Origin of the sequence: Tritonibacter aquimaris (genome assembly GCF_009617595.1) — a bacterium.
Taxonomy (GTDB): Bacteria; Pseudomonadota; Alphaproteobacteria; order Rhodobacterales; family Rhodobacteraceae; genus Epibacterium; species Epibacterium aquimaris.
This window is the reverse complement of the sequence record NZ_WIXK01000007.1, coordinates 16,614-43,034: the sequence shown is the minus strand read 5'-3', so window position 1 is coordinate 43,034 and position 26,421 is coordinate 16,614. Positions and strand designations below refer to the sequence as shown.

Sequence of the window (26,421 nt, the reverse complement as noted above, 5' to 3'; positions counted from 1 at the left end):
ATATGTTCAACTGGCCTTTTGACCTTCTGCTCAACGCGCGGGGAAACGCTGTAGCACTACGCATGACAGGCCCACAAATCAGCAAGCCCTTCTTGCACCACGCACACATAGACCCTAGGTAAAACAGCGCAATGATCGCCTGTCTCGCTCCCACCGCTCCGCCAATTGGCCCCATTCTGTTTTTGGACGATATCGTTGATGGGCAGCTGCAGCTGTCTGCTTTGTTTATCGCCCCCAAAGGCCAAGACTTGCCCCCGATTGAGCTCGAAACTGGCCCTGTTTCGCTAGAAGAGCTCGCCGATTACCCAAATCATAAAATCTGGGTCGCGCGCTTTAGACGCCCTTCCAATCAGCCAAGCAGCTATAGCTGGGGCAACAATACCTATCAGCTCGCTGCCAATTTCACCGCTGATCTGAACATCGCCTATGTCTCCTGTAATGGCGAAGAACACGGTGACCTTGAGCGCGAAGATCTTGAGCGCAACACCATGTGGAAACGTCTCGCAGACCTCCACAAAGAACACCCTGTCTCACTGCTTTTGCATGGGGGTGATCAGATCTATGCGGACGAAGCCACCGATGGTCACCCGCTGAGTGAAGACTGGCCGGATGAGTTGCCAACAGACCCATCGCGCGAAGATCTCGATGATCTTTTCCTTCATTTGCGACAGAGGTTTTTTGAACGCTACGCCTTTCTCTATAGCGCACCGGATTTCGCCTATCTGGCCGCCCGTGTACCATCTGTGATGCAATGGGACGACCATGACATCTGTGATGGCTGGGGATCGCTTAGACGATCGCGCACCTATTCACCCGTAGGGCAAACCCTGTTTACCGCTGCCCGAGAGGCCTTTTTGACGTTCCAGGCGGCCGCGCGCGAAGGACATCTGCCGTCCCGTTTTGCAGACCCTCGTGGCCATCATATGGGTTGGCACATTCAGGTAGGAGATCTGCGTATTCTGACCCCCGATTTGCGCGGTCAACGGACCCGGAGGGAGATTATGGGGCCGTCTGGCTGGGCGATGATGGAATCCGCGGCCGATGCACCTTTTCATGGCCACACATTTATGATGTCCAGCGTGCCGCTTTTGGGGCCAAGGCTCTCCATTTTGGAAGCGATTATGGTCGCGATCCCATCGATGCAGAAATACGAAGACGACCTACGCGACCAATGGCAAAGCCGCGCCCACCGCGACAGTTGGCGGCGCATGCTTAATCTGGCGCTGCGCATGTGTGAACCACCCGGTCAGGATTTGACCATTTTGTCTGGGGAAATACACTTGGCGACACGTGCAACCCTGCGATTAAGCACGTCGGCAGAGCTGCACCAGCTTGTTGCCTCAGGCATCACACACCGCCCTCCCCCTGCCGCTTGGGCGCGAATGTTGGGTGCATTATCCTGGCTCGGAGAAGACCCGCTGCCGGATCATCCTGTCCGCATTCGCAAAATACCGGGGCAACAGTTTCGCTATGTTGCTGAGCGCAATTTTCTGACGTTGCACCGTGTGCGCGGACAATGGAGCAGCCGTTGGCATTTCGAATCAACTGGGCCGTCACCTGCGCTTGCGCTGTGATACGGAGGGGGAACAGCTGCTGTGTCTTTCCCCTTTGAACGGCCCCATGCTTAACCGGTGCCAAGCATAAAGCGGGAGCAAATCACACGAAACGCCAACATAGTTAACAGTTTCTTGATATCTTAACGACCGTCATCTTCTTGTCACGGAGCACACTGCATCTGCAGCGCGATAGACATTTCCCGTTTTCCGGCAGTGGAGTACAAAAAAGATGGCGTTTGGCAGTTTCTTTGGTTTGAATTTCCTTTTCGGCGACCGTGACGGCAATATGCTGATCGGTGGCAATGGTAGAGATTATGGCTTTGGCCGTGGCGGCGATGACCGCTTTTTCGGCAGTCGTGGCAATGATGTATTCTTTGGTGGCCGCGGGTTTGACACCGCGGTCTATTCAGGAAGCATCAACGACTACTCCATCTCCCGCTTTGGTTCGCGCATCACCAAGGTGCAATCTTTGAACAACTCCGTTGCAGACAGCGGCCGCGACACGCTGTTTTCAACCGAAGCGCTCTACTTTGAAGCTGACGACTACACATTCTTCCTGAATGGCACCAACAACGCTGTATTGGCCGCAGATGATGCGGTTGCTTCAGATGAAAACGGCGTAAGCTTTGCGGCGTCTGACCTGCTCAGCAATGATCAGGAATTTGATGGTGACGCAATTGAAGTCACTGATGTTGCGGCAACCTCTGCCTCCGGTGCAGCCGTTACCCTCATTGATGGTCTTGTTTCCTACAACCCAGGCAACCAATTCGATCATCTGCAGCTGGGTGAAACGGCAACAGATACATTCACTTATACAGTTGATGATGGCAAAGGTGGCAGCGACACCGCGACCGTAACGATCACCATTCATGGTGAAAACGACGCGCCTCGCATTGAACTGCCCGCAGCGCTTGACGTGCGGGAAAACACCACTGCCGTTGCAACCGTTGCGGCCACGGATGTCGATAGCGCAGACCTGAGCTATTCAATTTCCGGTACTGATGCCGCCTTGTTCACAATTGATGAGACCACCGGCGAGCTGAATTTCATTGCCGCGCCTGACTATGAAACACCCGCAGATCAGAACGGCGACAACAGCTATGACATCACCGTAACCGTCTCGGATGAAGATGGTGGCGTAAGCAGCCAGGACGTTGTCATCAATGTTCAGGACGTTGTTGAAATTCCGCCGATCACAGCTCGGATCAACGAAATCCACTATGACAACGCTGGTGGCGATCAGGGCGAGTTTGTCGAAATTCGTGTGAACGCAGGCGACGACATCTCACAGGCCACTGTTGAGCTCTACAACGGCTCAAATGGCGACACCTATGCCACAACAGCGCTGGCAGATCTGGAGATGACCACAGACGGTGAGTTTGACTACTACGTCTGGAACCGCCCAACCAACGGCATTCAGAACGGCGCCCCAGATGGGCTGGCGCTTTCAAACGGCGGCGACGTGATCGAGTTCCTGTCTTATGAAGGTACGCTCACCGCAAACAACGGCACCGCCGCTGGCCAGACCTCGACCGATATCGGTGTTGCGGAAAATGGTGGCACCGAAGTGGGTCATTCGCTTCAGCGTGAGCTGGATGGCAGCTGGCGCGCCGAAACCGAGGCCAACACCTCCGGCGCGGCCAACATTCAAGCCCCGATCGCAATCACCGATTTGCGCATCAATGAATTCCACTATGATAATGCGGGCGGCGATCAGGGCGAATTCGTTGAAATTCGTGTAAACGCTGGTGCGGATGCCTCGGGTGTTACTTTGGAACTGCTGAACGGCAGCTCCAGCCAACGCCGCGTCTATCGCGACATGGACCTCTCAGAAGCCACCGTCACCTCTGATGGTGAATTTGACTACTATGTGGTTGCAACGCCCGGCATTCAGAACGGCGGCCCTGATGGTCTGGCGCTGGGGCTTGACGGTGAACTGGTCGAATTTCTCTCCTATGAAGGCACATTCACAGCCGTTGATGGCCTGGCCGCCGGCGAAACTTCAACTGACATCGGTGTTTTTGAACCTACCAACACCGAGGTTGGAAACTCTCTGCAACGTGGTGCGGATGATGCTTGGTTTGCACCGTTTGCCAATACCGCCGGTGAAGCCAACATCAGCGGAACCAGCGCTGTCACTGACTTGCGCATCAACGAATTCCACTATGATAACGAAGGTGGCGATACTGGTGAGTTTGTCGAAATCCGCGTCAACGCAGGGGCAGACGCCTCAGGCATTGAGCTGGAGTTTGTAAACGGCAACAATGGTTCTGTTTACAACAGCTTCACCACCGCTGAGATGAATGCCACCACCGATGGTGAGTTCGACTACTATGTCATCGAACTTCCTGCAAATGGCCTGCAAAACGGCGGCCCTGATGGCCTCGCACTTGGTCTGGATGGTGAGCTGGTTGAATTTATTTCATATGAAGGCACATTCACCGCAACCGACGGGCTGGCGACTGGCGTAACCTCCACAGACGTTGGCGTTTCTGAAAGTAATTCCACCTCAATCGGCCACTCCCTCCAGCGTGATGCAGATGGCGTGTTCCAAGCAGCCGCGGCCAATACACTTGGTGGTGAAAATGGCTCTGGTGGCTCCGGCGATGGTGGCACCGGCGGCGGTGACCAGCCCGAGATCCAACTGATCAGCACAATTCAGGGCACGGGCCGCGAAAGCACCTTTGTTGGCGCACAAACCCGCGTCTCGGCGGTTGTGACCAAAATCGAAAGCAATGGTTTCTGGCTGCAAGAAGAAGACAGCGACGCGGACGACAATGCGCTGACATCTGAAGGCATCTTTGTCTTCTCTGGTGGTGGCGTTGCTGTGGAACTTGGTAACTTGGTTGAAGTCACCGGCACCGTTGATGAATTCTTTGGTCTGACCCAGATCGACACCGTGACCAATGTCAACGTTGTCAATCCAAATGCACCAACCCCAACTGCGGCCCAGATCATCCTGGATCCGACCACCGCGCAGAACTTTGAAGCGGTTGAAGGTATGCTGGTGTCTGTCACCTCTGGCGCACCAGATCCGCTGACGGTAATCACCAACTTCAACCTCGACCGCTTTGGTCAGATCGAGATCAGCGCAGGTGTGCAGTATCAGCCAACCCAGTTGTTTGATGCCCAAACCCAAGCGGATGAGATCGCAGATCTGGCACAGGCCAACGAAAACGCGCGCCTGCTGCTGGAAGACAGCAACAACGCTCAGAACCCAAGCGAATTTGCCTATCTGCCGGGGGGCCCCGGTGACAATGGCAACGGTATTCTGGATGCGGGCGACAACTTTGGCGAAGGGGGCTCTACCCTGCGTCTGGGTGCTGAGATCACCGCACCAGTGGAAGGCGTGCTCTCCTTCTCCTTTGGGGACTATCAGCTGCGCGTGACAGAAACCCTGCAAATCGACGAAGCTACCAACTCTGGTGCCCGTCAGGATGCGCCAGCAGATGTGGGCGGTGACATTCAGGTCGCGTCCATCAACGTGCTGAACTATTTCACCACGCTTGATCAGGGCAGCAATGGTACAGGCCCCAACGGCACGCTGGACCCACGTGGTGCAGATACTGCCGAGGAGCTTGTACGTCAGACCGAAGCGTTGGTGGAAATGTTCCAAGGCACCGGCGCGGAAGCCTTTGCGATCCAAGAGATCGAAAACAACGGCTTTGGCGAGGGTAGCGCCATTGCAACCCTCGTGGATGAGCTGAACAACGCTGAAGAATCAATTGGAACCTATGGCTTTGCCAACCCGACCGAAGGTCTGGACAGCGAATTCCTGGGCACCGATGCGATCACCACCGGCATCATCTACGACACCGCCAAACTGCGCCTGGTGCACAGCGAGTTCATCGTATTCGAAGAAGCCTCTGCCGCAACAACCTTTGATCTGGCCGAACCTCTGAATGCGGTATCATCCCGTGACGTAGGTGATTTCCAGCGTAACCGCCCCTCGGTTGCTGCCACGTTTGAAGACATCGAGACCGGTGAAACCTTTACCCTCGTCTCCTCTCACTTCAAATCCAAAGGCGACAGCAACCTGCAGGATGTGGTTGATCAGGCCCAGTCAGCAGTTGATGCAGGCAGCACCGAGGTGACGCAAGCCCAGATTGATGCGCTGATTGCGGATCCAAACTTTGATCAGGGTAACGGCCAGGGTTTCTGGAACCAGGTGCGTGCAGATGCTGCGGCTGAACTCGCAGACTGGCTTGAGAACGACTACAATGGCGGTGGTACTGAGAACTACCTACTTTTGGGTGACCTCAACGCCTACGCCAAGGAAGATCCGGTTCAGGTTCTGACAGATGACAAAGGTCTGACCGATCTGATCGACACCTTCATTGGCCAGGACAATGCCTACAGCTTTGTCTTTGATGGGCAGCGCGGTGCACTTGATCACGGTCTGGCGGATGATTCACTGGCGGCATTCGTGACCGGAGCAACCGAGTGGCATATCAACGCGGATGAACCGGATCTGTTGAACTACGACAATTCGTTCAACGATGATCGCTTCATCGCAGATGGCCCATTCGCGGCCTCTGACCACGATCCGCTGATCATTGGTCTGGACCTTGACGGCCCCGACGCGATCATCTGATCAAACGGCATCTAAAACCAAAACAGCCGCGGAGATTTCCGCGGCTGTTTTTTGTTCATCAAAGTAAGAAACGACACATAGTCCCGCCCGCTTCAAACACCCGCTCACTTGGAACGTCGTCTGCGCCGCGCGCCGAGGCCAGCCAGCGCACCAAACAGCAGCACGCCAGTTGCGGGCAGCGGAACAGCTGCCGGGCTATTGTAGAACGCAACAGAACGTGGGCGACGCGGGTATTCCCCTTGATCGCTAAAGGACAGGAAAGAAACGGTTTCGCCAGTGTCGAGGAAATCTCCGTCGCCGTTCAGGTCATACAGCGCAAAGATCTGATCATCGCCGTTAAATTCGTTGCTGGGCACCAAACCGTGATCACCATCAATGGCAAAATCAAAGATCGCGCCATTGGCAAATCCAACCGAATCCCAAACCGAGAATGCCTATGTTGCAACGTCGATTTGACCATTTTGGTTCAAATCGGTGTAGCGGATCAAACCATCGGTAAAGAGATCCTGTGCGAAGAGATCCCCACCCGTGGCCGAAAGCGCCAACGCAAATGGCGCATCACCTTGTGCAACAAATTCCACAACCTCAGTGGCTTCAACAACACCATTCCCATCGCGATCTTCAGCGCGATAGATACGTGGGTTCCCGCCAGCCGTATCGGTGATAAAGGCGACTTCGCCATCAAAGGTAATTTCGAAGGGTGAAGAAGACGCATCCAAAGCCGTGAGGTCAAGCCACACGGAACTTTCGCCCGCATCATTGGCATCGCCATCGCCGTTCAAATCCTGCGTGCGATAGACAAAATCCCCTGATGGATTGCCAAGTGTATCCGCCTCGACAACATAGACCGCACCGTCACTACCAACCGCAACACCATTGGTCGTATTAAGGGTTAGCCCATTTACATTATCCGCAGAAAACCAAACCGATGCCTCACCCGCATCCTGGGCATTGTCATTCCCGTTCAGGTCCCGCAACCGGTATACCGTGTCAGTGGCACCATCGCCAATATAGACATCACCACCTTGCGATTGGGCGAGCTGATACCCATTGTTGGTTGGAGCGATCATTCCGCTCGCGTTGTGTTCGTCAAAGAACACCCGTGTTTCACCAACATCATTGGCATCGCCGTCGCCGTTTAGATCAGCCGCATAAAGCACCTGGTCAGTGGTTTGATCGGAAAAGAGTACTTGAAACGTACTTGCGGATGCTTGCGCACCCAACGAAGCCGACGCAATCGTCAGGGCAATAGAGAGTTGTCTCACCAGATGACCTCCGTGAGTTACATATTCCTAGATTTTTGGGGATTCGCTGGCACTCGCTTGCAGGGCGCAGTTAATATTAACTTAGTAAAATAGTCAATAATTCATAAAAAATTTGCTAGCGAGCCCGGCGGCCACTCCACAACAAAAACATCCCGGCGCAAACGATCAAGCCTGAGCCAAGGAACATGGGTTGGGTAAAGGCTTCTCCGAACCAAAACACACCAAGACCAATCCCAAAAAGCAAACGTGAATAGCGAAAAGGGGCAACGGCAGAGACTTCGCCAGTGCGCATCGCATTCATCAGGCTCACATAAGAAAACGCCCCCACCAAGCTTGCCAGAATAAGTGCCAACATTGTCTCCAGCGACGGGACAACAAATTGAGGTGTTTCCCAAAGCGCGTAGAGCCCCCCCGCGAATAGGAGCGCGAGATAGCCGTACACACCAAGCACGGCGGTGCTCAGCGTTTTTGGGGCTGCACGACTGGCAAGATCACGTCCAGCAAAGCCCAGCATGCCCAACACAGCCAGGATCGCGCTCCAGGTAAAGCTCTCTGCCCCGGGCTGCAACACGATCAGCACACCAATAAATCCGATTACGATTGCGAAGATGCGCAAAATGCCCACCTTCTCTCCGAATACCAGTGCCGCTCCCGCAACCACCACCAAAGGTGTCGCTTGCAAAATGACCGTTGCTGCCGAAAGTGGCGCAAGCGCAATGGCCAGAACAAAAAACAAACGGCCAAAGATTTCAAACCCCATGCGGATCTGCATGGAGCGCACCCGAGTTTCAGGAACAAACAGTTTGTCACCCTGCACCGTTGCAAACGCCACAAACAATGCCATCCCCAAACAGCCAAACAGCACCAGAACCTGTGACACGGGCAGCTGGGCTGAGGCGACTTTTAGCAGGCTGTCCTCAACCGCGAACCCTGCCATGGCAACCACCATCCAGAGGCTGCCAATGAGATTGGCGCGCGCTGAGGCCCTGTGCGCGTTATCACAAACAGAAGAAGACATGAAAAAACCCAACAGATCAAAAATGGATCATATAGCGGAGTTAACGGAAAACAGCGGCGGCGCGCAATGCCGCTTCGCCATTAAGGAAATCACGGGATTGTGATCAATCGTCGCGCTGCAAACGCATCCGATACGAGAAACGATCAACCGGATAGAAGTTGATCGAGCCAACCAGAAGATTGCCAGCGTCATCAAGACCGCAACGTGTGAAATTAACCGTCATCGCTCCAGCCTCCAGCCCAACAGCTGCGGCCGCCTCTTGCGGCACTTGTGCTACGGTAATCTCTTGCTGGATCTCATTAACCCGTTCACCAAGGGCTTCGCTCAGGGTTTGGCAGATATCCCCCCCCGGCGGCACAGATTCGATTGCCTCGCGCAACGCCATCTCGACAAACATGATTGAATGACAAAGCGTTTCGCCGGTTTTTTGATCGCAGCGCACACCGGCAACCCGCACCCATTTGCTCGCTGGAGACAGATCAATGAAAGGGCAGGAAAACTCTCGGGTGTCGACAAGCTCCACAACATTGGCAACAAAGTGCGCTTCGCTCACCTCGCGCCAAATATCCGCAAATGAGCCCACTGAATGCACATATGATGCGCTTTCGCTGCGTTCGAGCACCCGGCTCCCAGAACCCTGGCGGCGCGCAATCAAACCGGAATTGGTGAGCAGGCGAAGTGCTTCACGTACTGTATGTCGACTGGTGGTAAACTCGGCGCAAAGCTCGGCTTCGGTTGGCAGGAAACTATCAACCGGGTAGTCGCCATTCTGAACACGTTCAGTCAGAGCATCGGCAACTTTCACGTATTGTGGACGCTTACCGTGCACTTTGGCCTGGGTCTTGTTCCGCTTGATCGCCAACTGCCCACTCATATTCCAACCTCCCGTGCCGCCGTTTGCCTGGCAACGCGTTTGACATTTTTGGGTAAACTCCAAGACGTTCTCAAACCCAGGGCTGAGAACCAGATTAAAGCCACGGAGCTGCTTGTGGCCACAAATGGCACAAGCCCTTGTGCCCAATCGCCGTTGCAGGATATAATATGGAGAAGCAATGAGGGACACAAATAAAAATTATGTTTGTGCCGCGATGCGATCCAAGGCTGATGTCTCTGCAAGTTTCACACCATCCACAAAGACACCTGCCAACCACCTATCGCCCAATATAGTTCGACTTGAAAGATCCGGATCCTGATATGCAACATTTGGAAGAGCAGATCGCGCATCTGACCCGCACCATCGATGATATGAGCGATATCGTGGCCAAACAGCAGCAAGACATTGAGCTGCTCACCAAACGCGTGCAAATGCTGATAGAACGCGAAGCAAATCGTGAAGCAGAAGGTGGCGGTGGTGTAATATTCGCAGATGAGCGCCCACCACACTACTGAGCGTGACCCAGCCGCCTGAAATCGGCCCTGCCACAAAAATCTGAGAGACCCGCGGGCAACCGTTTGGCTGGCACAAATTGGCAGGCGCAAATTTGAGCCGGGTATAGGGAAACCATACGCTATTGCTCAAAGTAATGTCGCGGTGCCAGTCCGTCTCACAGCGACAGCTGCGCTGACGGGAAGCCTTACATCCAGCCCCCCCCTGTTGTAAAACTTTTTTAACCCAGGTCTTAATCATTAATTGATCGTGCCTGCATGTCCTCTATCCTGCACGGCATATTCCGCAGAAGCGGCTGATTTAGCTCTCGGAGCTGCGAGCCTGACCACGAATATTGGTGGATCGGGCCGCCGGTAGAGCCGGGCGAATTGCCACAGTTCCATCGCAAAGATGGACAAAACAGTCATAAATACACTAACAGTCCGCCTGCGCCAGCTTGGCGGAGCTGACCAGAAACTGATGATCCTTGCATCATTTGCCTGGAAACGCCTTGAAAGCCAAACTCGCTTGGCATACTATTGCATACAGCAAGCTTGTACCGGCTTCGCCAGACCCGAATCTGCGACCCGGCGTACAAGCGTAATCGAACACAAAAGCGTCGAGAACATCATGAGCTTGTACACTGACTATTTGACTGAAATAGAAAATCGGAAAAGCCAGGGTCTCCACCCCAAGCCCATCGACGATGGTGCGCTTGTTGGTGAACTGATCTCCCAAATCAAAGATGTGGAAAATGAGCACCGTGCCGACTCGCTCAACTTCTTCATCTACAACACCCTGCCCGGCACCACGAGCGCAGCAGGCGTGAAGGCCCAGTTCCTTAAGGAAATCATTCTTGGCCAGAGCGATGTGGCCGAAATCACACCGACATTCGCGTTTGAGCTGCTGTCGCACATGAAGGGTGGCCCATCCGTACGCGTTCTGCTGGATCTGGCGCTGGGTGATGATGCAACGATTGCTGCAGATGCCGCAGAAGTACTGAAAACCCAGGTTTTCTTGTACGAAGCAGACACCGATCGCCTGGACGCGGCCTACAAGGCTGGCAATGCGGTCGCCAAAGACCTGCTGGAAAGCTACGCGAAGGCAGAGTTCTTCACAAAGCTTCCTGAAGTGGAAGAAGAGATCAAGGTTGTCACCTATATCGCCGGCATCGGTGATATTTCGACTGACCTGCTGTCGCCCGGTGCAGAAGCGCACTCACGCGCTGACCGTGAATTGCACGGCAAATGCATGTGCTCCCCAGAAGATCAGGTTGCCATTCAGGAGCTGCAAAAGCAGCACCCCGATGCGCGCGTTATGCTGATCGCGGAAAAAGGCACCATGGGTGTAGGTTCTTCGCGGATGTCTGGCGTGAACAACGTGGCGCTTTGGACTGGTAAGAAGGCGTCGCCTTATGTGCCGTTCATCAACATCGCCCCCGTCGTGGCAGGCACCAACGGCATTTCGCCGATCTTCCTGACCACAGTTGGCGTGACCGGCGGCATCGGCATCGACCTTGGCAACTGGGTCAAAAAGCTTGATGCGGATGGCAATGTTGTTGAAGACGCAGATGGCGAAGCAATTCTGGAAGAGACCTATTCCGTTGCCACCGGCACCGTGCTGACCATCAACAGCAAAACCAAAACGCTGCATGATGAAGCTGGCAATGTTGTAAAAGACATTTCTGCTGCATTTACCCCGCAGAAGGTTGAATTCATGAAAGCGGGCGGCTCTTACGCCGTGGTCTTCGGCAAGAAGCTGCAGACATTTGCCGCCGCCGCTCTGGGTCAGGAATTGAAATCCGCCTATGCGCCGTCAAAAGAGGTCTCGGTCGAAGGCCAAGGTCTGACCGCCGTTGAAAAGATCTTCAACCGCAACGCTCTGGGCACCACTCCCGGCGCAACGCTGCACGCAGGCTCAGACGTACGTGTCAAAGTAAACGTGGTTGGCTCCCAAGACACCACCGGCCCGATGACCGCGCAGGAACTGGAAGCCATGGCTGCCACCGTGATCTCCCCGTCGGTTGACGTGGGCTATCAGTCGGGCTGTCACACGGCCTCGGTTTGGGATCTGAAGGCACAAGCCAACATTCCAAAGCTGATGAAGTTCATGAATGATTTCGGCCTGATCACCGCGCGTGACCCCAAGGGCGAATATCACGCGATGACCGATGTGATCCACAAGGTTCTGAACGACATCACCGTGGATGACTGGGACGTCATCATCGGCGGCGACAGCCACACCCGTATGTCCAAAGGTGTCGCCTTTGGTGCGGACTCTGGCACCGTAGCCCTGGCACTGGCGACCGGTGAAGCATCGATGCCGGTTCCAGAATCGGTAAAGGTGACCTTCAAAGGTCAGATGGCGGATCACATGGATTTCCGCGATGTAGTGCATGCCACCCAGGCGCAGATGCTGGAACAGCACGGCGACAACGTGTTCCAGGGCCGCATCATTGAGGTGCACATCGGCACGCTGCTGGCAGACCAAGCCTTTACCTTCACTGACTGGACCGCTGAGATGAAGGCAAAAGCCTCCATCTGTATTTCCAACGATGACACGCTGATTGAATCGCTGGAACTCGCCAAAGGCCGTATCCAGATCATGATCGACAAAGGCATGGAGAACCGGACCAAGACGCTGCAGGGTCTGATCGCCAAAGCCGATGCGCGCATTGCCGACATCAAATCTGGCAAGACCACGGCTCTGAAGCCCGACGACAACGCCAAGTATTTCGCCGAAGTTGTGGTAGATCTTGAGCAGATCAATGAGCCGATGATCGCTGACCCTGACGTGAACAACGCAGATGTCTCCAAGCGCTACACCCATGACACCATTCGCCCGATTTCCTACTACAAGGCGGAAAAGAAGGTGGATCTGGGCTTTGTCGGTTCCTGCATGGTGCACAAAGGCGACATTAAAATCGTCGCACAGATGCTGAAGAACCTCGAAAAAGTCTCTGGCAAGGTTGAGTTCAAGGCCCCGCTGGTGGTTGCAGCGCCGACCTACAACATCATCGATGAGATGAAAGAGGAAGGCGATTGGGAGATCCTGCAGCGTTACTCTGGCTTCGAATTCGATGACTTCATGCCAAAGCAAAAAGCACGTACCGAGTATGAGAACATTCTCTACCTCGAGCGTCCGGGCTGTAACCTCTGCATGGGTAACCAGGAAAAAGCGGCAAAAGGTGACACCGTTCTGGCAACCTCAACCCGTCTGTTCCAGGGCCGTGTTGTGGGTGACCTTCCTGAAAAGAAAGGTGAATCCCTGCTTGCCTCAACCCCGGTTGTTGTGCTGTCAGCAATCCTTGGTCGCACCCCGACCGTCGAGGAATATAAAGCTGCAGTAGAAGGCATCGACCTGACCAAATTTGCCCCGCCGGTAGAAGTACCAGCAGGCAGCAAATCGGTTCACTTCTAAGCTTCAGCGACACGTATTAAAGAAGGGCGCAGGTGTGCATCACCTGCGCCCTTCTTATGTTTAGGAAAGCGTTACTCTAACGCGCTGGATGGGGGTTATTCGAGGTGGGATTTGACCCAGCTCGCGAGCTCTTCGACATCACAGGATGCCGCCTCACCCAGACCGCCGGTGAACGCCTGAAATGCGTCTACGTTGGCGCCGTTCACCCCCAGAACCACAGGCAAGCCCTGTTCAAGCGCCTCTGCAATCACCACCCGCATGCCGCGGCCGTCAGCCTCGTGCTTGCCGAATTTATTGACCAGCAGCACCTGCGGCTTGGGTTCTTGTTGCATTGAATCCAGCACCAGTCCCACCGCCTTTTCCAGCGCCTCTGGGTTTAGCCGACAACCGGTGGAGTTCGGACCAAGCGATTGCGAAATGCGAATGGTTTCGCCACCGGGCAGCACCCGTACATCCATATCACACAGTTCACTGTCGCAGATCTCAACATTGATCTGCACAATACCAGCGGTGATAATGCCCATTTCCTGCAGGCGTGCGGCCAGCGCAGTCAACGTGCGGTCGGTCGCACCACGTTCCGGGTTTTTGATGTAGGCGAGGTGCATATTGTGTCCTTGTCTCTTCGATATCGTGTCTGGGTTGCTAGCTGCAGGCTATCAACTGATCTGCTGAGGTGCCAGAGGGCGCGGCACAGCGCGCTCATAGCCCCAACGCACGGCGGCGTTCAGCCGCAAAACCCTGCACGATACGATCCGCAACAAATGCAAGGATGGCCATAGCCGCCCCCGCTGACAATCCCAACCCGACATCAGCCTGATTAAGTGCAAGATAGATAGACTGCCCCAAACCCGTGGTGCCAATAAGCGCAGCAATCACCAACATGGCAAAGGCATAAAGAATGGTCTGATTGAGCCCCAACAGGATAGAGGGCGCCGCGTAGGGCGCGCGCACATGCCAGAGCATCTGCCAACGTGTTGCACCAGAAGCAGTTGCTGCCTCAATCATTTCTGCAGGTGTCTCAACCAGCCCTTGCCGGGTGTATCGGATCATCGGCACCACCGCATAAGCAATGATCGCCAGAAAGGCCGAAAACTCACCGATCTGAAACACCATGAGGATTGGAATGAGAAAGACAAACAGCGGGATTGTCTGCAGCATGTCGCAGACCGGCTGCACCGCGCGCCAAAGAGGTGGCCATACAGCACAGCAAAGCCCGGTAAGCCCGCCAAACAAGACACAGGCCAGCACAGACACGCCCGACAAATAGAGCGACAGCAGCGCGCGCTCCCAAAGCCCCGCAAGCAGAAGCGAGGCCAAGAGTACCGCAACCAAAATCGCGAGACGTGGACCTTTTGCGCACCATGCAAGCGCAGCCGCAGCAGCGATCAAAAAGGGCCAAGGCAATTGCGAAACACCCGTCTCTAGAACGCCAGCGGCAATCAGCAGCATCAGTGCCGCCATCCGGCGACCAACCGTCACCAGCGAGACGGCTACAATCCCAGCCGCTGCAAACAGCCACAGGCTCATGCCGGGTGTCCAAGAAAACCCCCAGGTGAACGGCAACACGGCCTGATCAAAACCAATCCGTACTGGCAGCAACACAAAATAGAGCGCGTTGTTTTTAAACGACAGCAAAGCGTCAGCGTAGGTGGTGGTGAAACTGGTAAGCCCCGCGTCCAAACCATCCGCAATCGGCGCAAGTAGGGCTGCATCTGGTGCTTGCTTGAACGGCACAGCAACTGCAAGCACTGCTCCAATGACCAAAAGGATCCAAGAAAAGCGTGCATTAAATCGCGGCGCTCGTTCTTGCGCCCATGTTGCGCTCATCCGGTCAATCAGGATGGCAAAAACAACAATCACCATGCCCGCCATCAGGCTTTGCCCAAACCAGCCTTTGCGCATGGTCAGCAAAACTTCCCAGCCGATATCGTTAAAACCACCAATCACTGCCGCGATAATCACCATGGAAAGCGCGGCCATCAGACATTGGTTCACGCCAACCATGATCTGGCTCGCGGCGGCGGGCAGCTCCACCTGAAACAGCTGCTGACGCCGGGTTGCGCCTGACATCACCGCGGCCTCTTTGACCTCAGCTGGCACCCGCTGCAGCCCAAGCAACACGTTGCGCGCCATAGGCGGGGCTGCATAAATCGCTGAGGCCACAAGACCCACAACCGGGCCGAAGCCAAACAGCACCAACAACGGCGTCAGATAGGCAAATGTGGGCACGGTCTGCATAACATCAAGCGTAGCCTCAACAGCGGCGCGCAGGCGTGGGATCTCATTGGCCAATATGCCAACCGCAGCCCCGATGACCAACGCAAGCGGTACGGAAACCGCAACCAGAGCGAGCGTATTCATCCCCTCCTGCCAGTAGCCAGAGGCCAACACAAACCCCAATCCGCCCCCCGCCAGAGCGAGCATTTTCCAGCCCCCCGTGCGCCAGCCAAGCGCCAGGACGCAGCCAAAAACAAATGGCCAAGGCGTGAGTGACAACGCCGCCTTCACCCACTCCATCGGATAAGACATCAAATCCGCAAACATACGTGCAACGGGTTTGATCAGTGCTAAAAACGCCCCTGCCCCGGTGCCAACCCAATCACTCAGCGGCAATTGCCAGGCTTTCGGATAGCTGGTCAGCCACGGCGCAGACGGTTCAAGCAATAGACATATTGCCCCTGTCAAAACGACCAGCAGCGCCGCTTTGATACCTGTTGTCAGCTGTAAATTCATGAACGATCAACCTGCAGAGCCGCCGCGAGATCTGCAGGGTTCACAACACCAATGACTTTGCCATTGTCGTCGCGAACCGGCACGGATTCATACAGATCCATACAGCGCGCCAAAGCCGCATCCAGCGTCATATCCGCGCGCAAACCCGGATCATCCGCTCCGTATACACTTGGTGCAGCCATAACCGATCCAACCTTGGCGTGACGTCCTTTGGCAACCTCTTTGGAGAACTCTCGCACGTAGTCATCAACCGGATTGAGCACAATATCAGCAGGTGTCCCGATCTGAACAATCTTACCGTCGCGCATAATGGCGATCCGGTCGGCAAGTTTCAGCGCCTCGTTGATGTCATGGGTGATAAACACAATGGTGGTTTTGAGCTTTGCCTGAATTTGCAAAAACTCATCCTGCAATTGACGGCGGATCAAAGGATCCAGTGCCGAAAACGGCTCATCCAGAAACCAGACGGAACAATCTGCCACGAGGGAACGCGCAATACCCACACGTTGACGCTGCCCACCTGACAGCTCACGCGGGAAGCGATCTTCCCGCCCGTTCAACCCAACCAGATCAATGACATCGCGCGCCTTTTCCTCACGCGCTGTGCGCCGCACGCCCTGCACTCGCAGCGGATAAGCCACATTGTCCAGCACATTCATATGCGGAAACAGGCCAAAATGCTGAAACACCATGCCCAGCTTTTCACGCCGCAATTCAATCAGCCGTTTCGCATTGGCGGCAACGATATCCTCACCATCGATCAGGATCTGACCGTGCGTGGCATCCAAAAGCCGTGAAATACAGCGCACAAGTGTCGATTTACCCGATCCAGAAAGCCCCATAATGACAAAGAGCTCTCCCTCGCGGACCTCAAAATTGACATCCTGCACCGCAGGCACCAATCCCTGATCTACCAACGCCTGCGCAGCACCGTCTGAGGTACCCTTCTGCGACAGCGCTTGTTTCAGCGCCTGATCGGCATCGGCCCCAAACACCTGCCACAAGTTGCGGCAGGTGATTGCATTTTTTGTTCTACCGGTCACTCAGACGGGCCTCAGTTTAGCGCCGCATCAACAACCGGGCGCCATTTACCTTCGTTTTCGCTCATCCATGTGGCAACCACTTCTTCGACTTTGCCGCCATCCACGTCGATGGCCCCCATCATCGGCTGCTGATCTTCCACTGCGAGCGTGTAGTTGGACAGGATTTCATAGGCTGCGGGCCAGTTGTCCTGCAGCCCAGACCACCCCGCCTTGAAAATGCGCGAAGGTGAAAAGTCACAGTCGTTTACCGCATTTGGGTTAGGGCCCCAGGACGGATCGGTGAAACAGGCGTCTTCACCGGCGGGGAGGTCGACAAACTGAACATCATATGCAGACATCGCCCAATGGGGCTGCCAGAACGTGATAAGCAGCGGGCTTTTGCGTTCGGTTGCAGCTTTGAGTTCAACAATCAGCGCAGCTTCTGAACCCGCAGGCACCGCTTTAAACGGCAGCTCCAGACCGGTCATGCGATCTGCGCCGGGCGTCCCCCAATCCGCAGGGTAATCCACCAGACGACCCGCAGGCAGGGTTTCAGCGGTCGCAAACTGTGGTGCACAGGCTTTCAAAGCTTCCCATGCAGGCAGGCCGGGGCAGATTTCAGCAACATGGGCTGGGTACGCAATGCCTTCACGCGCCGCGAGTTCCAGATTGCCCAGCTCGACAACGGTGCCCTCGTCGACTTTTACCGCGTATTCATCAGACACGTTCGACGACCAGATCTCCAATGTCGCGTGGATATCGCCATCCGCGATTGCCTGGAACTGGTTCATCATACCTGCAGCAACATACTCTACCTCATAGCCCGCAGCCTTCAGCATTTCGCCTGCAATATGGGTGGTGACATGCTGGCCGGTCCATTCATTCACCGCCAGTTTGATTGGTTGATCCACCGCACCAAGGTCCGCCGCCGAGGCTCCTCCGGCCAAGGATAGAACCGCGAGGGTCGCTGCGAAACTGTAACGTGTCATGGTGAAACTCCCTAATTTTTGACAGTATGCCAACGCGCAAGCACACCATAAAAATGGGCTATCGCGTTTTGCTCTATATGTACGTCAAAAAAATACGACAATTCACAACCCGAAAGCGACCCTAAAAGCATCCCAAAAGAGAAATTCACGACCTATCTTTTGCGTGCGATCAACCTTACCGTGTCATAGGTCAGCGGCAGCTGGCCATTTCGCTCAAATCGCGCACGATATTCACGCTCAAACAGATGTAGTCGCGCAGGACTCCAAATTTGGCCGGACCTTGCATTTACGCCAGTATCACGCAGATGCCGCAAAAGCTGCAAAGCCGTTGAAAACTGCAAAACGATAGGGTCTTGTTTAAGCGCGATAATCTCAAAATCAGCAGGCATACACGCTGCAAGTTCATCGGCGTTCATATAGGCCGGTGCGGCGGCATCAGATCCCAGTGCGACCAATTGATGAAACTGGCACTGACCGAAGGTTGAGAGTGCCAGCCAGCCTCCGGGGCGCAGCGCGCGGGATAATCGCGCCAGAACTGCAGGCACCTCTTCCACCCACTGCAAAGTGGAAGAAGAGAGAACCAGATCCAGCCCCTCAGGCACGGATAGCTGTTCAATTGCACCGTCGCGAAACTCAGCATAATGACACAGCGGAGCAATTTTAGGCAGGATCTGCGCGCGACAGTCTGGCACCAGATCATTTGCAAAATAGCTGCCGATCTGAAACTTCGCGAGCACGGCATCGCTCAGATGTCCGGTGCCGCAGCCAAATTCAAACGCGCGATCAAAATGGTTTGGCGCACCCGCGTTTAACAGATCCAATACCAGATCTCTGGTGATCTGCTGCTGTACTGTTGCAGCGTGGTGATAGGTCGCCAACCCCCGACCAAAGCTGCTGCGCAGGCGAGCGTGGATGTCATGTTGCCGGGAATGATCTTTCATCGCCAGAAATCCTCCCAGCTGGCGAATGCGTCAAACGGCGCATGGGGTGTTTCGATGATTCTGGGCTCCTGCCCGGCCCAAGCGCGCAACAGATTGGCAATAGGAAAGATCTGATCCCGCTCAGCCAACCAGATGCGATCAAATCCCAACTCAGGTGCCGCGCCTCTGCATTCAACCGCAATCAGCTCTTGATGCAGCGCGCTCAGATCCATTGCGGTTTTAGGCTGCGCCCCTTCAAACACCCGCTCAAGAAAGGGCTGAACCCCCGCCTGATTAAGCCCATCAACGGTGCGTTTATAGGCACGTGGCGGAATGCCCAACTTGCGGTCCACTGGCGTAAGACTTCCACATAGGGCGGCTTTGCGCGAAAACGGATCATTCCGCCCCTGTTGCCAATGGCCATAGGCGGCAACCCCAAACGACCACGTCACAAGATCCACGGAATCATACTGCGAAAACTCAGGCAGCTCGCAATCAAGATCCCTGTAGTCGTCCACAAACAACACATCCCGATCACGCGGAAAGGTTTCAAACGGCGCGGAACCCACGGCCCAGCCGCCAAAAACCACAACAGCGCGATCGAACCCAGCCTGATGCAGCCAACGCATGCGCATCGTCTAAAGTTCCCGCGCCAGACGCAGCATGCCCGCGGTGATCTGGCTCAACTCATCGGGTGAGGTCACAAACGGTGGCATCGTATAAATGTTTTTGCCAAAGGGACGCAGAAATACCCCCATATCTTTGGCCCGCGCATGGGCGGCATCTGCGCTGACCTGATGCTTCATCTCGATCACTCCAATCCCGCCGAGAACACGCACATCCGCCACGTTTTCAAGATCTCGCGCCGAGGCCAGCTCAACGCGCATCTGCCGTTCGAGCCCTTTTACACAGGCCTGCCAATCCTGCCCGGTCAGCACATCCAAGGCAGCTTTTGCTGTAGCGCAGGCCAGCGGGTTGGCCATATAGGTTGGACCGTGCATGAAGATGCCGGGTTTGCCACCGCCAATACCTTCGGCCACGCGATCATTGGTCATGGTGCAGGCAAAAGAAATATGCCCACCGGTAAGACCCTTGCCCAAGCATATGATGTCGGGCTCAACCGTGCAAAGGTCAGTGGCAAACATCGCGCCCGTGCGGCCAAATCCGGTGGCGATCTCATCAAAGATCAGCAATATGCCCAGCTCATCACATATACGCCGCGCTGCGTTCAGGTAATCAGGATGATAAAAATACATCCCCCCCGTGCCCTGCACCACGGGCTCAAGGATCAAGGCGGCGATCTTGTTGTGCCCGGCCTCTAGCACCTGCTGCAGCTCTGCCAACCCATTCAGCGCAGCATCCTCGCTCCAGGGTTGATCTATCGTGATGGGTGGGCGGTCGACAAAATGCTGCACGCTGAGCGCGCCTTGAAACAGGTGGTGCATGCCGGTGTCCGGGTCGCACACGCTCATCGCTTTCCACGTGTCGCCATGATAGCCAGAGCGGATGGTGGCAAATTCACTGCGTCCCGAATGGCCAAGCGCATGCTGATATTGCACTGCCATTTTCATCGCCACTTCCACCGCAACAGAGCCGCTGTCGCAGTAAAAAACCCGGCTGAGCGCCTTGGGTGTGATTTCAAGCAGTTTACGCCCCAGATCCACCGCTGGATCATGGGTCAGGCCGCCAAACATCACATGCGGCATACGATCAATCTGATCATGCATCGCCTGGGTAATTTGGGGGTGCCGGTGCCCGTGCATCATGCACCACCACGATGACATCGCATCAATCACCCGCGTACCATCATCAAGGGTCAGGTAAACACCTTCCGCCTCTTTCACCACAAAGGTGGGGCCGGGTTTGGTGACATTGGTATAAGGATGCCACAGATGCTGCTGGTCAAATTCAAGTGTTGTCAGCTCTCGCACGTTGATGCCCCCATAGCCTGGCGGATCACATCAAGCTCCAAATTGTCAGCTACAGCATCACGCAATGCAGCGGCGGTTAGGTCAGGCAAGATCCGCAAACGGCCCAGATGCGTCGCGGCACCAAAGCTACATATAGTGTCTTCAACCTCGGGCTCCGCATCCCCGACAAAGATCACCCCAGCAACCACGACTCCTGCCCCACGCAAGGCGCGCAGTGACAACAGACTGTGATTGATGGTTCCCAAAGCCGTTCGCGCGCATAGCACCACCGGCGCTTGCCAGCGCGCAAACATATCAAGATAAAGCATCTGACGATTGAGCGGGACCAAAACACCCCCGGCCCCTTCGACAATCAAAGGGGTTTGTGTCTTTGGCAGAAAAAGTCGTGCGGAATCGATCTCAATCCCGTCCGCCGCGGCTGAAATATGCGGTGACGCAGGCAGTTTGAGCCGATAGGCTTCGGGCAACACCAGCTGGCCAGAGAGGCGCGCGACAAAAGCACTGTCGGTTTCGTCGTCCAGACCAGCCTGCACTGGCTTCCAGTAGGTCGCACCAAGTGCCGCAGTCAGACCGGCAGAAACAACCGTTTTACCAATCCCTGTATCTGTACCGGTAACAACAAGCGTATTCATGAATTCTCCTGGCGCAGTTGGGCGAGGTCTTCAAACATGGCGGTGATCACATCCGGCCTGGTGTTGAGCGTGATCGAAAGACGCAGGCGGGCGGTTCCTCGCGGCACCGTTGGGGGACGAATTGCGCGGATGTCGTATCCACGTTCCTGCAGGTTTGTGGCCAGTTTCATTGCCATGCGATCCGCCCCTAGGATCACCGGTAAGATCTGGCTCTGAAACCCTTTGAGCCCGCAAAGCCGCGCGGCCTCCCGATGCGCATGGTGCACGGTATCGCGCGCACGACGCAGGAGTGTTTCATTGTGTTGCAGCTCTTGCAAAGCCGCCCGCACCAGCGCTGCGTTCAACGGCGAGGGCGCAGTGGCATAAATGAAAGCCCGCGCTTTATTGATCAGAGTGTCAATCAACACCCGCGCGCCGCAGATCAATGCACCAGACGCACCCAATGCCTTGCCGCAGGTATGCAACGACACAACATTGCAATGATGGGCAATCTCAGCCGCGACGCCGCGCCCAGCCATCCCCATCACGCCGGTTGCATGCGCCTCATCCACCACAAGCACAGCATCCTGAGACTGCGCCAACGCAAAGAGATCCTCTATCGGCGCAAGATCACCATCCATGGAATATACACCTTCGACGGCAATCCAAACCCGGCCTGCGTCACCTTTGCTCCGCCACTCTGTGATGATCTCGGCCGCAGCTCCAACATCGTTGTGAGGAAACGACCGCGTCTCTGCCCGCCCCAACCGCATTCCATCATGGGTGCTTGCATGGATCAGCGCATCATAGAGCACCAGGTCCCCCTGTTGGGGCAGGCTCGAAAAGATCGCCAGATTGGCGTTAAAGCCGCCCCCCATAAACAGCGCAGCTTCACAGCCAAAAAACGTAGCCGCCTCCTGTTCTAGACGTTCATGCTCGGCAGCATTTCCCCGCAACAGCCTTGATCCCCCCGCCCCCACAGGCACGCCACGCGCCAGCGCATCTTGCGCAGCGGCGCGCAAGGCTTCACTTTGAGCCAGGCCCAAATAATCATTGGACGCAAAATCGTGACCTGCGCACGGCATCAATTGGCGGTAGCGATCACGCTCCCGCAAACGCTCCAGGGTCGCGGCGTGGCGTGCAAACGGATCACTCATCAATGGCTGCCGTCACAACCTGCTTCCATCGCGGTGATACCAAGACGGCCAAACAGACCCATGTCCTTGTCTTCTTCCGGATTATCAGCTGTCAGCAGCGTATCCCCAACAAAGATGGAATTTGCCCCGGCAAAGAAACACATAGCCTGCAACTCATCGCTCATCTCGGTGCGGCCTGCCGACAGGCGCACATGGGATTTCGGCATCAGGATCCGCGCCAACGCGATGGTGCGCACAAATTCAATCGGGTCGAGTTTGTCCACATTGGCCAGCGGGGTGTTTTCAATCGGAATGAGCATGTTCACCGGCACCGAATCCGGGTGCTCTTCCAATGTGGCCAGCGCCAGCAGCATGTCGATCCGGTCCAACTGCTGCTCACCCATGCCAACAATACCACCAGCACAGACTTTCATTCCCGACTCGCGCACCCGATTCAGCGTCTCAATACGGTCGGCAAATGTGCGCGTGGTGATGATTTCCTTATAGTAGCGTTCAGACGTGTCGATATTGTGGTTGTAGTAATCGAGCCCTGCATCACGCAGTCGAAACACCTGATTGTCATCAAGCATGCCAAGGGTCATGCAGGTTTCCATGCCAAGCTCTTTGACCCCATGGATCATCGCTTCGAGTGCAGGCATATCGCGGTCCTTCGGAGACCGCCAGGCCGCCCCCATGCAATAGCGGGTTGCGCCAGCCTCTTTGGCCCGCCGCGCTTCTGAAAGCACCTTTTCCACTTCGATCAATTTTGCCGCTGATAGCGTTGCACCGTTGCGCGCAGACTGAGAGCAATAGGCGCAATCCTCTGCACAGCCGCCGGTTTTGATCGACAACAGCTTCGACATTTGCACCTGATTGGGATCGTAATGGCTGCGGTGAACCGAATGGGCTTCAAACAACAGGTCCATGAAGGGCTGGTTATAGATTGCCTCTGCTTCTTCACGGGTCCAATCGGTCCGGATGGGCGCTGTATCCAGCATCGTTCTCTCCTGCGTTTGGTTTTATCTATAATAAATAAAGAGCCTGATCTTTTTCCGATTTTTTATAGATAAAAAATATCAGATCAACCCCAGTCTGACAAATTCACCAGACCAAGCTGGCAAAACCCGGCGCAACCCTCAGCGCTGCACTCTGCAATTTACTTAAGTTACAAGGAATTAGCGCGAGCAATCGCCTCCAGCTAAGACACTATCCAAAACGCCCGAAGTGCCGGGCTGAGCAAACCAAAACTACAGCTCTGCAGCACAACCCATCTTTTGATTAAAGCACCAACGTCAAAATCAGGATCGAATCATCAGCGACATGGCGCAGGTCGAAACTGGGAAAACTTGAACAACCCCACCAAAGGCCAAGATCAACCCAAAAAAACACAACGGGCGTAATGCATTGAAAATGTGCCATTTTTGATATTTCGACCTGCAAAACAAACGCCTCATTTCCCCATGCATCCTTACGCAGCACGGCAGCTTTGGCGCGCCCATTACGACCTTCAAAACTCAACTTCGGCGGTTTGCATTGCTCCGGATACCCGCTAACAATTGCGTAGATACTTCAATCTTTCGAGCGCTCCTATGCCCCCAATCCAGCCCCGCCGCACTGTTGTCACCTCAAGCCATTGGGGCGCAATGGAGGTCGAAACCGATGGCACGCGCCTGCTCTCTGCGCGGCCGTTTTCAGACGATCCCGCACCATCAGATATTGCCCATATCCTGCCGCAGGCGGTGCATCATAAATCACGCGTAACCCGACCTTCCTTCCGTCGCAGCTGGTTGGAAAAACGCGAACGCCAAGGCCGGGGTGATGGGGACTATGTCGCTCTGCCATGGGATGAAGCGCTTGACATCACCGCAGCGGAAATTGATCGCATCCGCAAGACCCACGGCAATGAAGCCATCTACGGTGGCTCCTACGGCTGGGCCTCAGCCGGGCGCTTTCACCATGCGCAAAGCCAGATCCATCGCTTTTTGAACAGCATTGGTGGGTATGTCAGCTCTTTTGGCAGCTACTCCACCGGCTGCGCGCAAGGGATCATGCCTCATGTGTTTGGCATTTCCTTCCTGCAATACACCTACAGCGCGCAGGACAGCTGGGAAACACTGGAGCGCAACACCGAAACTCTGGTGATGTTTGGTGGCATCAATGAGAAAAACAGCCAGGTGTCGATGGGGGGCATCACAGAGCATGAAACCGGCAGCTGGCTGCAGCGCTTTGTAGACAAGGGGATGCGCTGCATCAATATCGGGCCGCAACGCAGTGACGCGCCCGAAAGCTGTGAGTGGATCCCTTGCCGTCCCGGTTCTGACACCGCGCTGATGCTGGCGCTGGCCTATGTGCTCGAAGAGGAAGGTCGCACTGACTATGACTTTATCAACCGGTTCTGTATCGGGTTCGACCGGTTCCGCCCCTATCTGATTGGTGATCTGGATGGACAGCCCAAATCGCCCGAATGGGCCGAAGAGATCTGCGGCGTAGACGCTGAAGACATTCGCGAATTGGCCCGTCACATGGCCGAAACCCGCACCTTGATTACTGTGGCTTGGTCATTGCAGCGCGCCGAGTTTGGCGAGCAACCCTATTGGATGTCAGCGGTTCTTGCGGCCATGCTTGGCCAGATTGGTTTGCCCGGTGGTGGGGTTGGCTATGGCTACGGCGCCATCGGTGGTATCGGAAAATACATCGATGGCCCCAAAGGCCTTTCACTGCCGCAGGGTGAGAACCCGATCAAAACTTTCATTCCAGTGGCGCGGGTCGCGGACATGCTGCTGCAGCCTGGTGAGCCTTATGATTATAATGGCACTCGCAGCCCCTACCCGGATATTCGTCTGGTCTACTGGGCGGGTGGCAACCCGTTTCATCACCATCAGGATCTGAACCGCCTACACGCCGCCTGGCAACAGCCTGAGACGGTGATTGTGCACGAACCCTGGTGGACAGCAACCGCCCAGCGCGCTGACATCGTCTTCCCCGCAACCACCCCCTATGAACGCGAAGACATCGGCCGCAGTGATCTGGATGAATACCTTTTCCATATGCCAGCACTGGTCCCACCGCAGGGCAACGCGCGCGATGACTATGACATTTTTGCAGGCCTCGCCGCACGGCTTGGCGCGCAGGAAACCTTCACCGAAGGGCGCAGTTCTGCGCAATGGCTCGAAACGCTCTATGCAGATTTTTACAGCCGTGCGCAGCAATCCGGCCATTCCGTTCCTGACCTCAATGCGCTACGCGCCCAAAACTGGGTCAAACTGCCCACACGCAAAGCTGATGCTCCCCCCTCATTCCTAGCGCGCTTTCGCGCCGACCCGGAAAAGCGCCCACTTGCAACACCATCAGGGCGCATTGAAATCTTCAGTGAGACCATCGACAGCTTTGGCTACAATGACTGCCCAGGTCACCCGGTCTGGATCGCGCCTCGCGAATGGCCTGGGGCTGCCACGGAAGACAGCCCGTTGCATCTGATCTCGCCGCAACCCGGTGACAAATTGCATAGCCAGCTCGAAGCCGCGCTTGCAGATCAGCCCGGTGCGCGGCCAGAAACCGTGACGCTTCACCCCGAAGACGCCGCATCTCGCAACATCAAAACAGGTGATCTGGTGCGTCTATGGAATACGCGCGGGGCCTGCCGCGCACGTGCGCGCCTGTCGACGGATATTTTACGCGGTGTGGTCGCGCTTCCAACGGGTGCATGGTTCAGCCCGGCGGAAACTCCGATCGATATGGATGGCAATCCCAATGTGCTGACCCGCGACATTGGCACATCGCGCTTGGGCCAGGGCAGCTCAGCCCATTCTGCTCTGGTTAATATTGAAAAACTCGACGCAGATCATTGATGCGCCGACCCG

At 55.5% G+C, this 26,421-nt stretch carries 21 protein-coding genes; 6 read left to right on the top strand and 15 right to left on the bottom strand.

Annotated elements, in window-relative coordinates:
• The first annotated feature begins 131 nt into the window (after positions 1 to 131).
• Together GG681_RS13565 and GG681_RS13560 are read left to right on the top strand one after the other, a co-directional pair.
• The gene (locus tag GG681_RS13565; RefSeq protein WP_153548567.1) at positions 132 to 1,574 is read left to right on the top strand and encodes an alkaline phosphatase D family protein; all 1,443 of its coding nucleotides are present in this window, start codon (positions 132 to 134) and stop codon (positions 1,572 to 1,574) included.
• Positions 1,575 to 1,785: 211 nt separating this feature from the next.
• Entirely contained in the window at positions 1,786 to 6,150 is a 4,365-nt protein-coding gene (locus tag GG681_RS13560) for an ExeM/NucH family extracellular endonuclease (protein WP_153548566.1), read from the top strand.
• A gap of 104 nt (positions 6,151 to 6,254) precedes the next feature.
• Here GG681_RS13560 and GG681_RS13555 read toward each other — a convergent pair whose 3' ends face one another.
• The 3 genes from GG681_RS13555 to GG681_RS13545 all read right to left on the bottom strand — a co-directional run bounded on the left by GG681_RS13555 (position 6,255) and on the right by GG681_RS13545 (position 8,352).
• Positions 6,255 to 6,506: a VPLPA-CTERM sorting domain-containing protein gene (locus GG681_RS13555; RefSeq protein ID WP_194287182.1), complete on the bottom strand. Its 252-nt coding sequence runs from the start codon at positions 6,504 to 6,506 to the stop codon at positions 6,255 to 6,257.
• A gap of 78 nt (positions 6,507 to 6,584) precedes the next feature.
• Complete coding sequence (locus GG681_RS13550; protein ID WP_153548564.1) at positions 6,585 to 7,415, bottom strand: hypothetical protein; 831 nt, start codon at positions 7,413 to 7,415, stop codon at positions 6,585 to 6,587.
• 115 nt (positions 7,416 to 7,530) lie between these two features.
• Positions 7,531 to 8,352, bottom strand: coding sequence for a DMT family transporter (locus tag GG681_RS13545; RefSeq protein ID WP_235899959.1), 822 nt, complete (start codon positions 8,350 to 8,352; stop codon positions 7,531 to 7,533).
• Here GG681_RS13545 and GG681_RS17715 point away from each other — a divergent pair.
• Positions 8,351 to 8,536 (top strand): hypothetical protein, encoded by a 186-nt coding sequence (locus GG681_RS17715; protein WP_194287188.1) that lies wholly within the window; start codon positions 8,351 to 8,353, stop codon positions 8,534 to 8,536. The two genes, GG681_RS13545 and GG681_RS17715, sit on opposite strands and share 2 nt — an antisense overlap.
• Here the strand turns inward: GG681_RS17715 and GG681_RS13540 are convergent, their stop codons facing one another.
• A complete protein-coding gene (locus tag GG681_RS13540) occupies positions 8,537 to 9,307 on the bottom strand; it encodes a GntR family transcriptional regulator (RefSeq protein ID WP_153548562.1) in 771 nt (256 codons plus the stop codon). It lies immediately after the preceding gene.
• 320 nt (positions 9,308 to 9,627) lie between these two features.
• Between GG681_RS13540 and GG681_RS13535 the strand changes: the two genes are divergently transcribed.
• Positions 9,628 to 9,822, top strand: a complete 195-nt coding sequence (locus tag GG681_RS13535) for a SlyX family protein (protein ID WP_153548561.1) — start codon at positions 9,628 to 9,630, stop codon at positions 9,820 to 9,822.
• A gap of 607 nt (positions 9,823 to 10,429) precedes the next feature.
• On the top strand, positions 10,430 to 13,219 hold the full coding sequence (locus GG681_RS13530; RefSeq protein WP_153548560.1) for a bifunctional aconitate hydratase 2/2-methylisocitrate dehydratase: 2,790 nt from the start codon (positions 10,430 to 10,432) through the stop codon (positions 13,217 to 13,219).
• Between the two features lie 95 nt (positions 13,220 to 13,314).
• Here the strand turns inward: GG681_RS13530 and GG681_RS13525 are convergent, their stop codons facing one another.
• The 11 genes from GG681_RS13525 to GG681_RS13475 all read right to left on the bottom strand — a co-directional run bounded on the left by GG681_RS13525 (position 13,315) and on the right by GG681_RS13475 (position 24,079).
• A complete protein-coding gene (locus GG681_RS13525) occupies positions 13,315 to 13,824 on the bottom strand; it encodes a DUF2478 domain-containing protein (protein WP_153548559.1) in 510 nt (169 codons plus the stop codon).
• Positions 13,825 to 13,918: 94 nt separating this feature from the next.
• Positions 13,919 to 15,952 carry an ABC transporter permease gene (locus tag GG681_RS13520; RefSeq protein WP_153548558.1) on the bottom strand — a complete coding sequence of 678 codons (2,034 nt, stop codon included), beginning with the start codon at positions 15,950 to 15,952 and terminating at the stop codon, positions 13,919 to 13,921.
• Positions 15,949 to 16,995 (bottom strand): quaternary amine ABC transporter ATP-binding protein, encoded by a 1,047-nt coding sequence (locus GG681_RS13515; RefSeq protein ID WP_328593387.1) that lies wholly within the window; start codon positions 16,993 to 16,995, stop codon positions 15,949 to 15,951. The genes GG681_RS13520 and GG681_RS13515 overlap by 4 nt, the downstream gene beginning before the upstream one ends.
• 11 nt (positions 16,996 to 17,006) lie before the next feature.
• Entirely contained in the window at positions 17,007 to 17,963 is a 957-nt protein-coding gene (locus tag GG681_RS13510) for an ABC transporter substrate-binding protein (protein WP_153548557.1), read from the bottom strand.
• A gap of 152 nt (positions 17,964 to 18,115) precedes the next feature.
• Complete coding sequence (locus GG681_RS13505) at positions 18,116 to 18,904, bottom strand: methyltransferase (RefSeq protein ID WP_153548556.1); 789 nt, start codon at positions 18,902 to 18,904, stop codon at positions 18,116 to 18,118.
• Complete coding sequence (locus tag GG681_RS13500) at positions 18,901 to 19,518, bottom strand: pimeloyl-ACP methyl esterase BioG family protein (RefSeq protein WP_153548555.1); 618 nt, start codon at positions 19,516 to 19,518, stop codon at positions 18,901 to 18,903. Before GG681_RS13500 ends, GG681_RS13505 begins: the two co-directional genes overlap by 4 nt.
• Before the next feature lie 3 nt (positions 19,519 to 19,521).
• Positions 19,522 to 20,805: an adenosylmethionine--8-amino-7-oxononanoate transaminase gene (gene bioA, locus GG681_RS13495; RefSeq protein WP_153548658.1), complete on the bottom strand. Its 1,284-nt coding sequence runs from the start codon at positions 20,803 to 20,805 to the stop codon at positions 19,522 to 19,524.
• Positions 20,802 to 21,446: a dethiobiotin synthase gene (gene bioD / locus GG681_RS13490; protein ID WP_153548554.1), complete on the bottom strand. Its 645-nt coding sequence runs from the start codon at positions 21,444 to 21,446 to the stop codon at positions 20,802 to 20,804. Before bioD ends, bioA begins: the two co-directional genes overlap by 4 nt.
• Positions 21,443 to 22,582, bottom strand: coding sequence for an 8-amino-7-oxononanoate synthase (locus GG681_RS13485; protein ID WP_153548553.1), 1,140 nt, complete (start codon positions 22,580 to 22,582; stop codon positions 21,443 to 21,445). The genes bioD and GG681_RS13485 overlap by 4 nt, the downstream gene beginning before the upstream one ends.
• Complete coding sequence (bioB, locus tag GG681_RS13480) at positions 22,582 to 23,559, bottom strand: biotin synthase BioB (RefSeq protein WP_153548552.1); 978 nt, start codon at positions 23,557 to 23,559, stop codon at positions 22,582 to 22,584. Before bioB ends, GG681_RS13485 begins: the two co-directional genes overlap by 1 nt.
• A 280-nt stretch (positions 23,560 to 23,839) precedes the next feature.
• Positions 23,840 to 24,079 (bottom strand): hypothetical protein, encoded by a 240-nt coding sequence (locus tag GG681_RS13475; RefSeq protein ID WP_153548551.1) that lies wholly within the window; start codon positions 24,077 to 24,079, stop codon positions 23,840 to 23,842.
• A gap of 71 nt (positions 24,080 to 24,150) precedes the next feature.
• Here GG681_RS13475 and GG681_RS13470 point away from each other — a divergent pair, with 71 nt between their 5' ends.
• The gene (locus GG681_RS13470) at positions 24,151 to 26,409 is read left to right on the top strand and encodes a molybdopterin-dependent oxidoreductase (RefSeq protein WP_153548550.1); all 2,259 of its coding nucleotides are present in this window, start codon (positions 24,151 to 24,153) and stop codon (positions 26,407 to 26,409) included.
• The last annotated feature ends 12 nt before the right edge of the window (positions 26,410 to 26,421 follow it).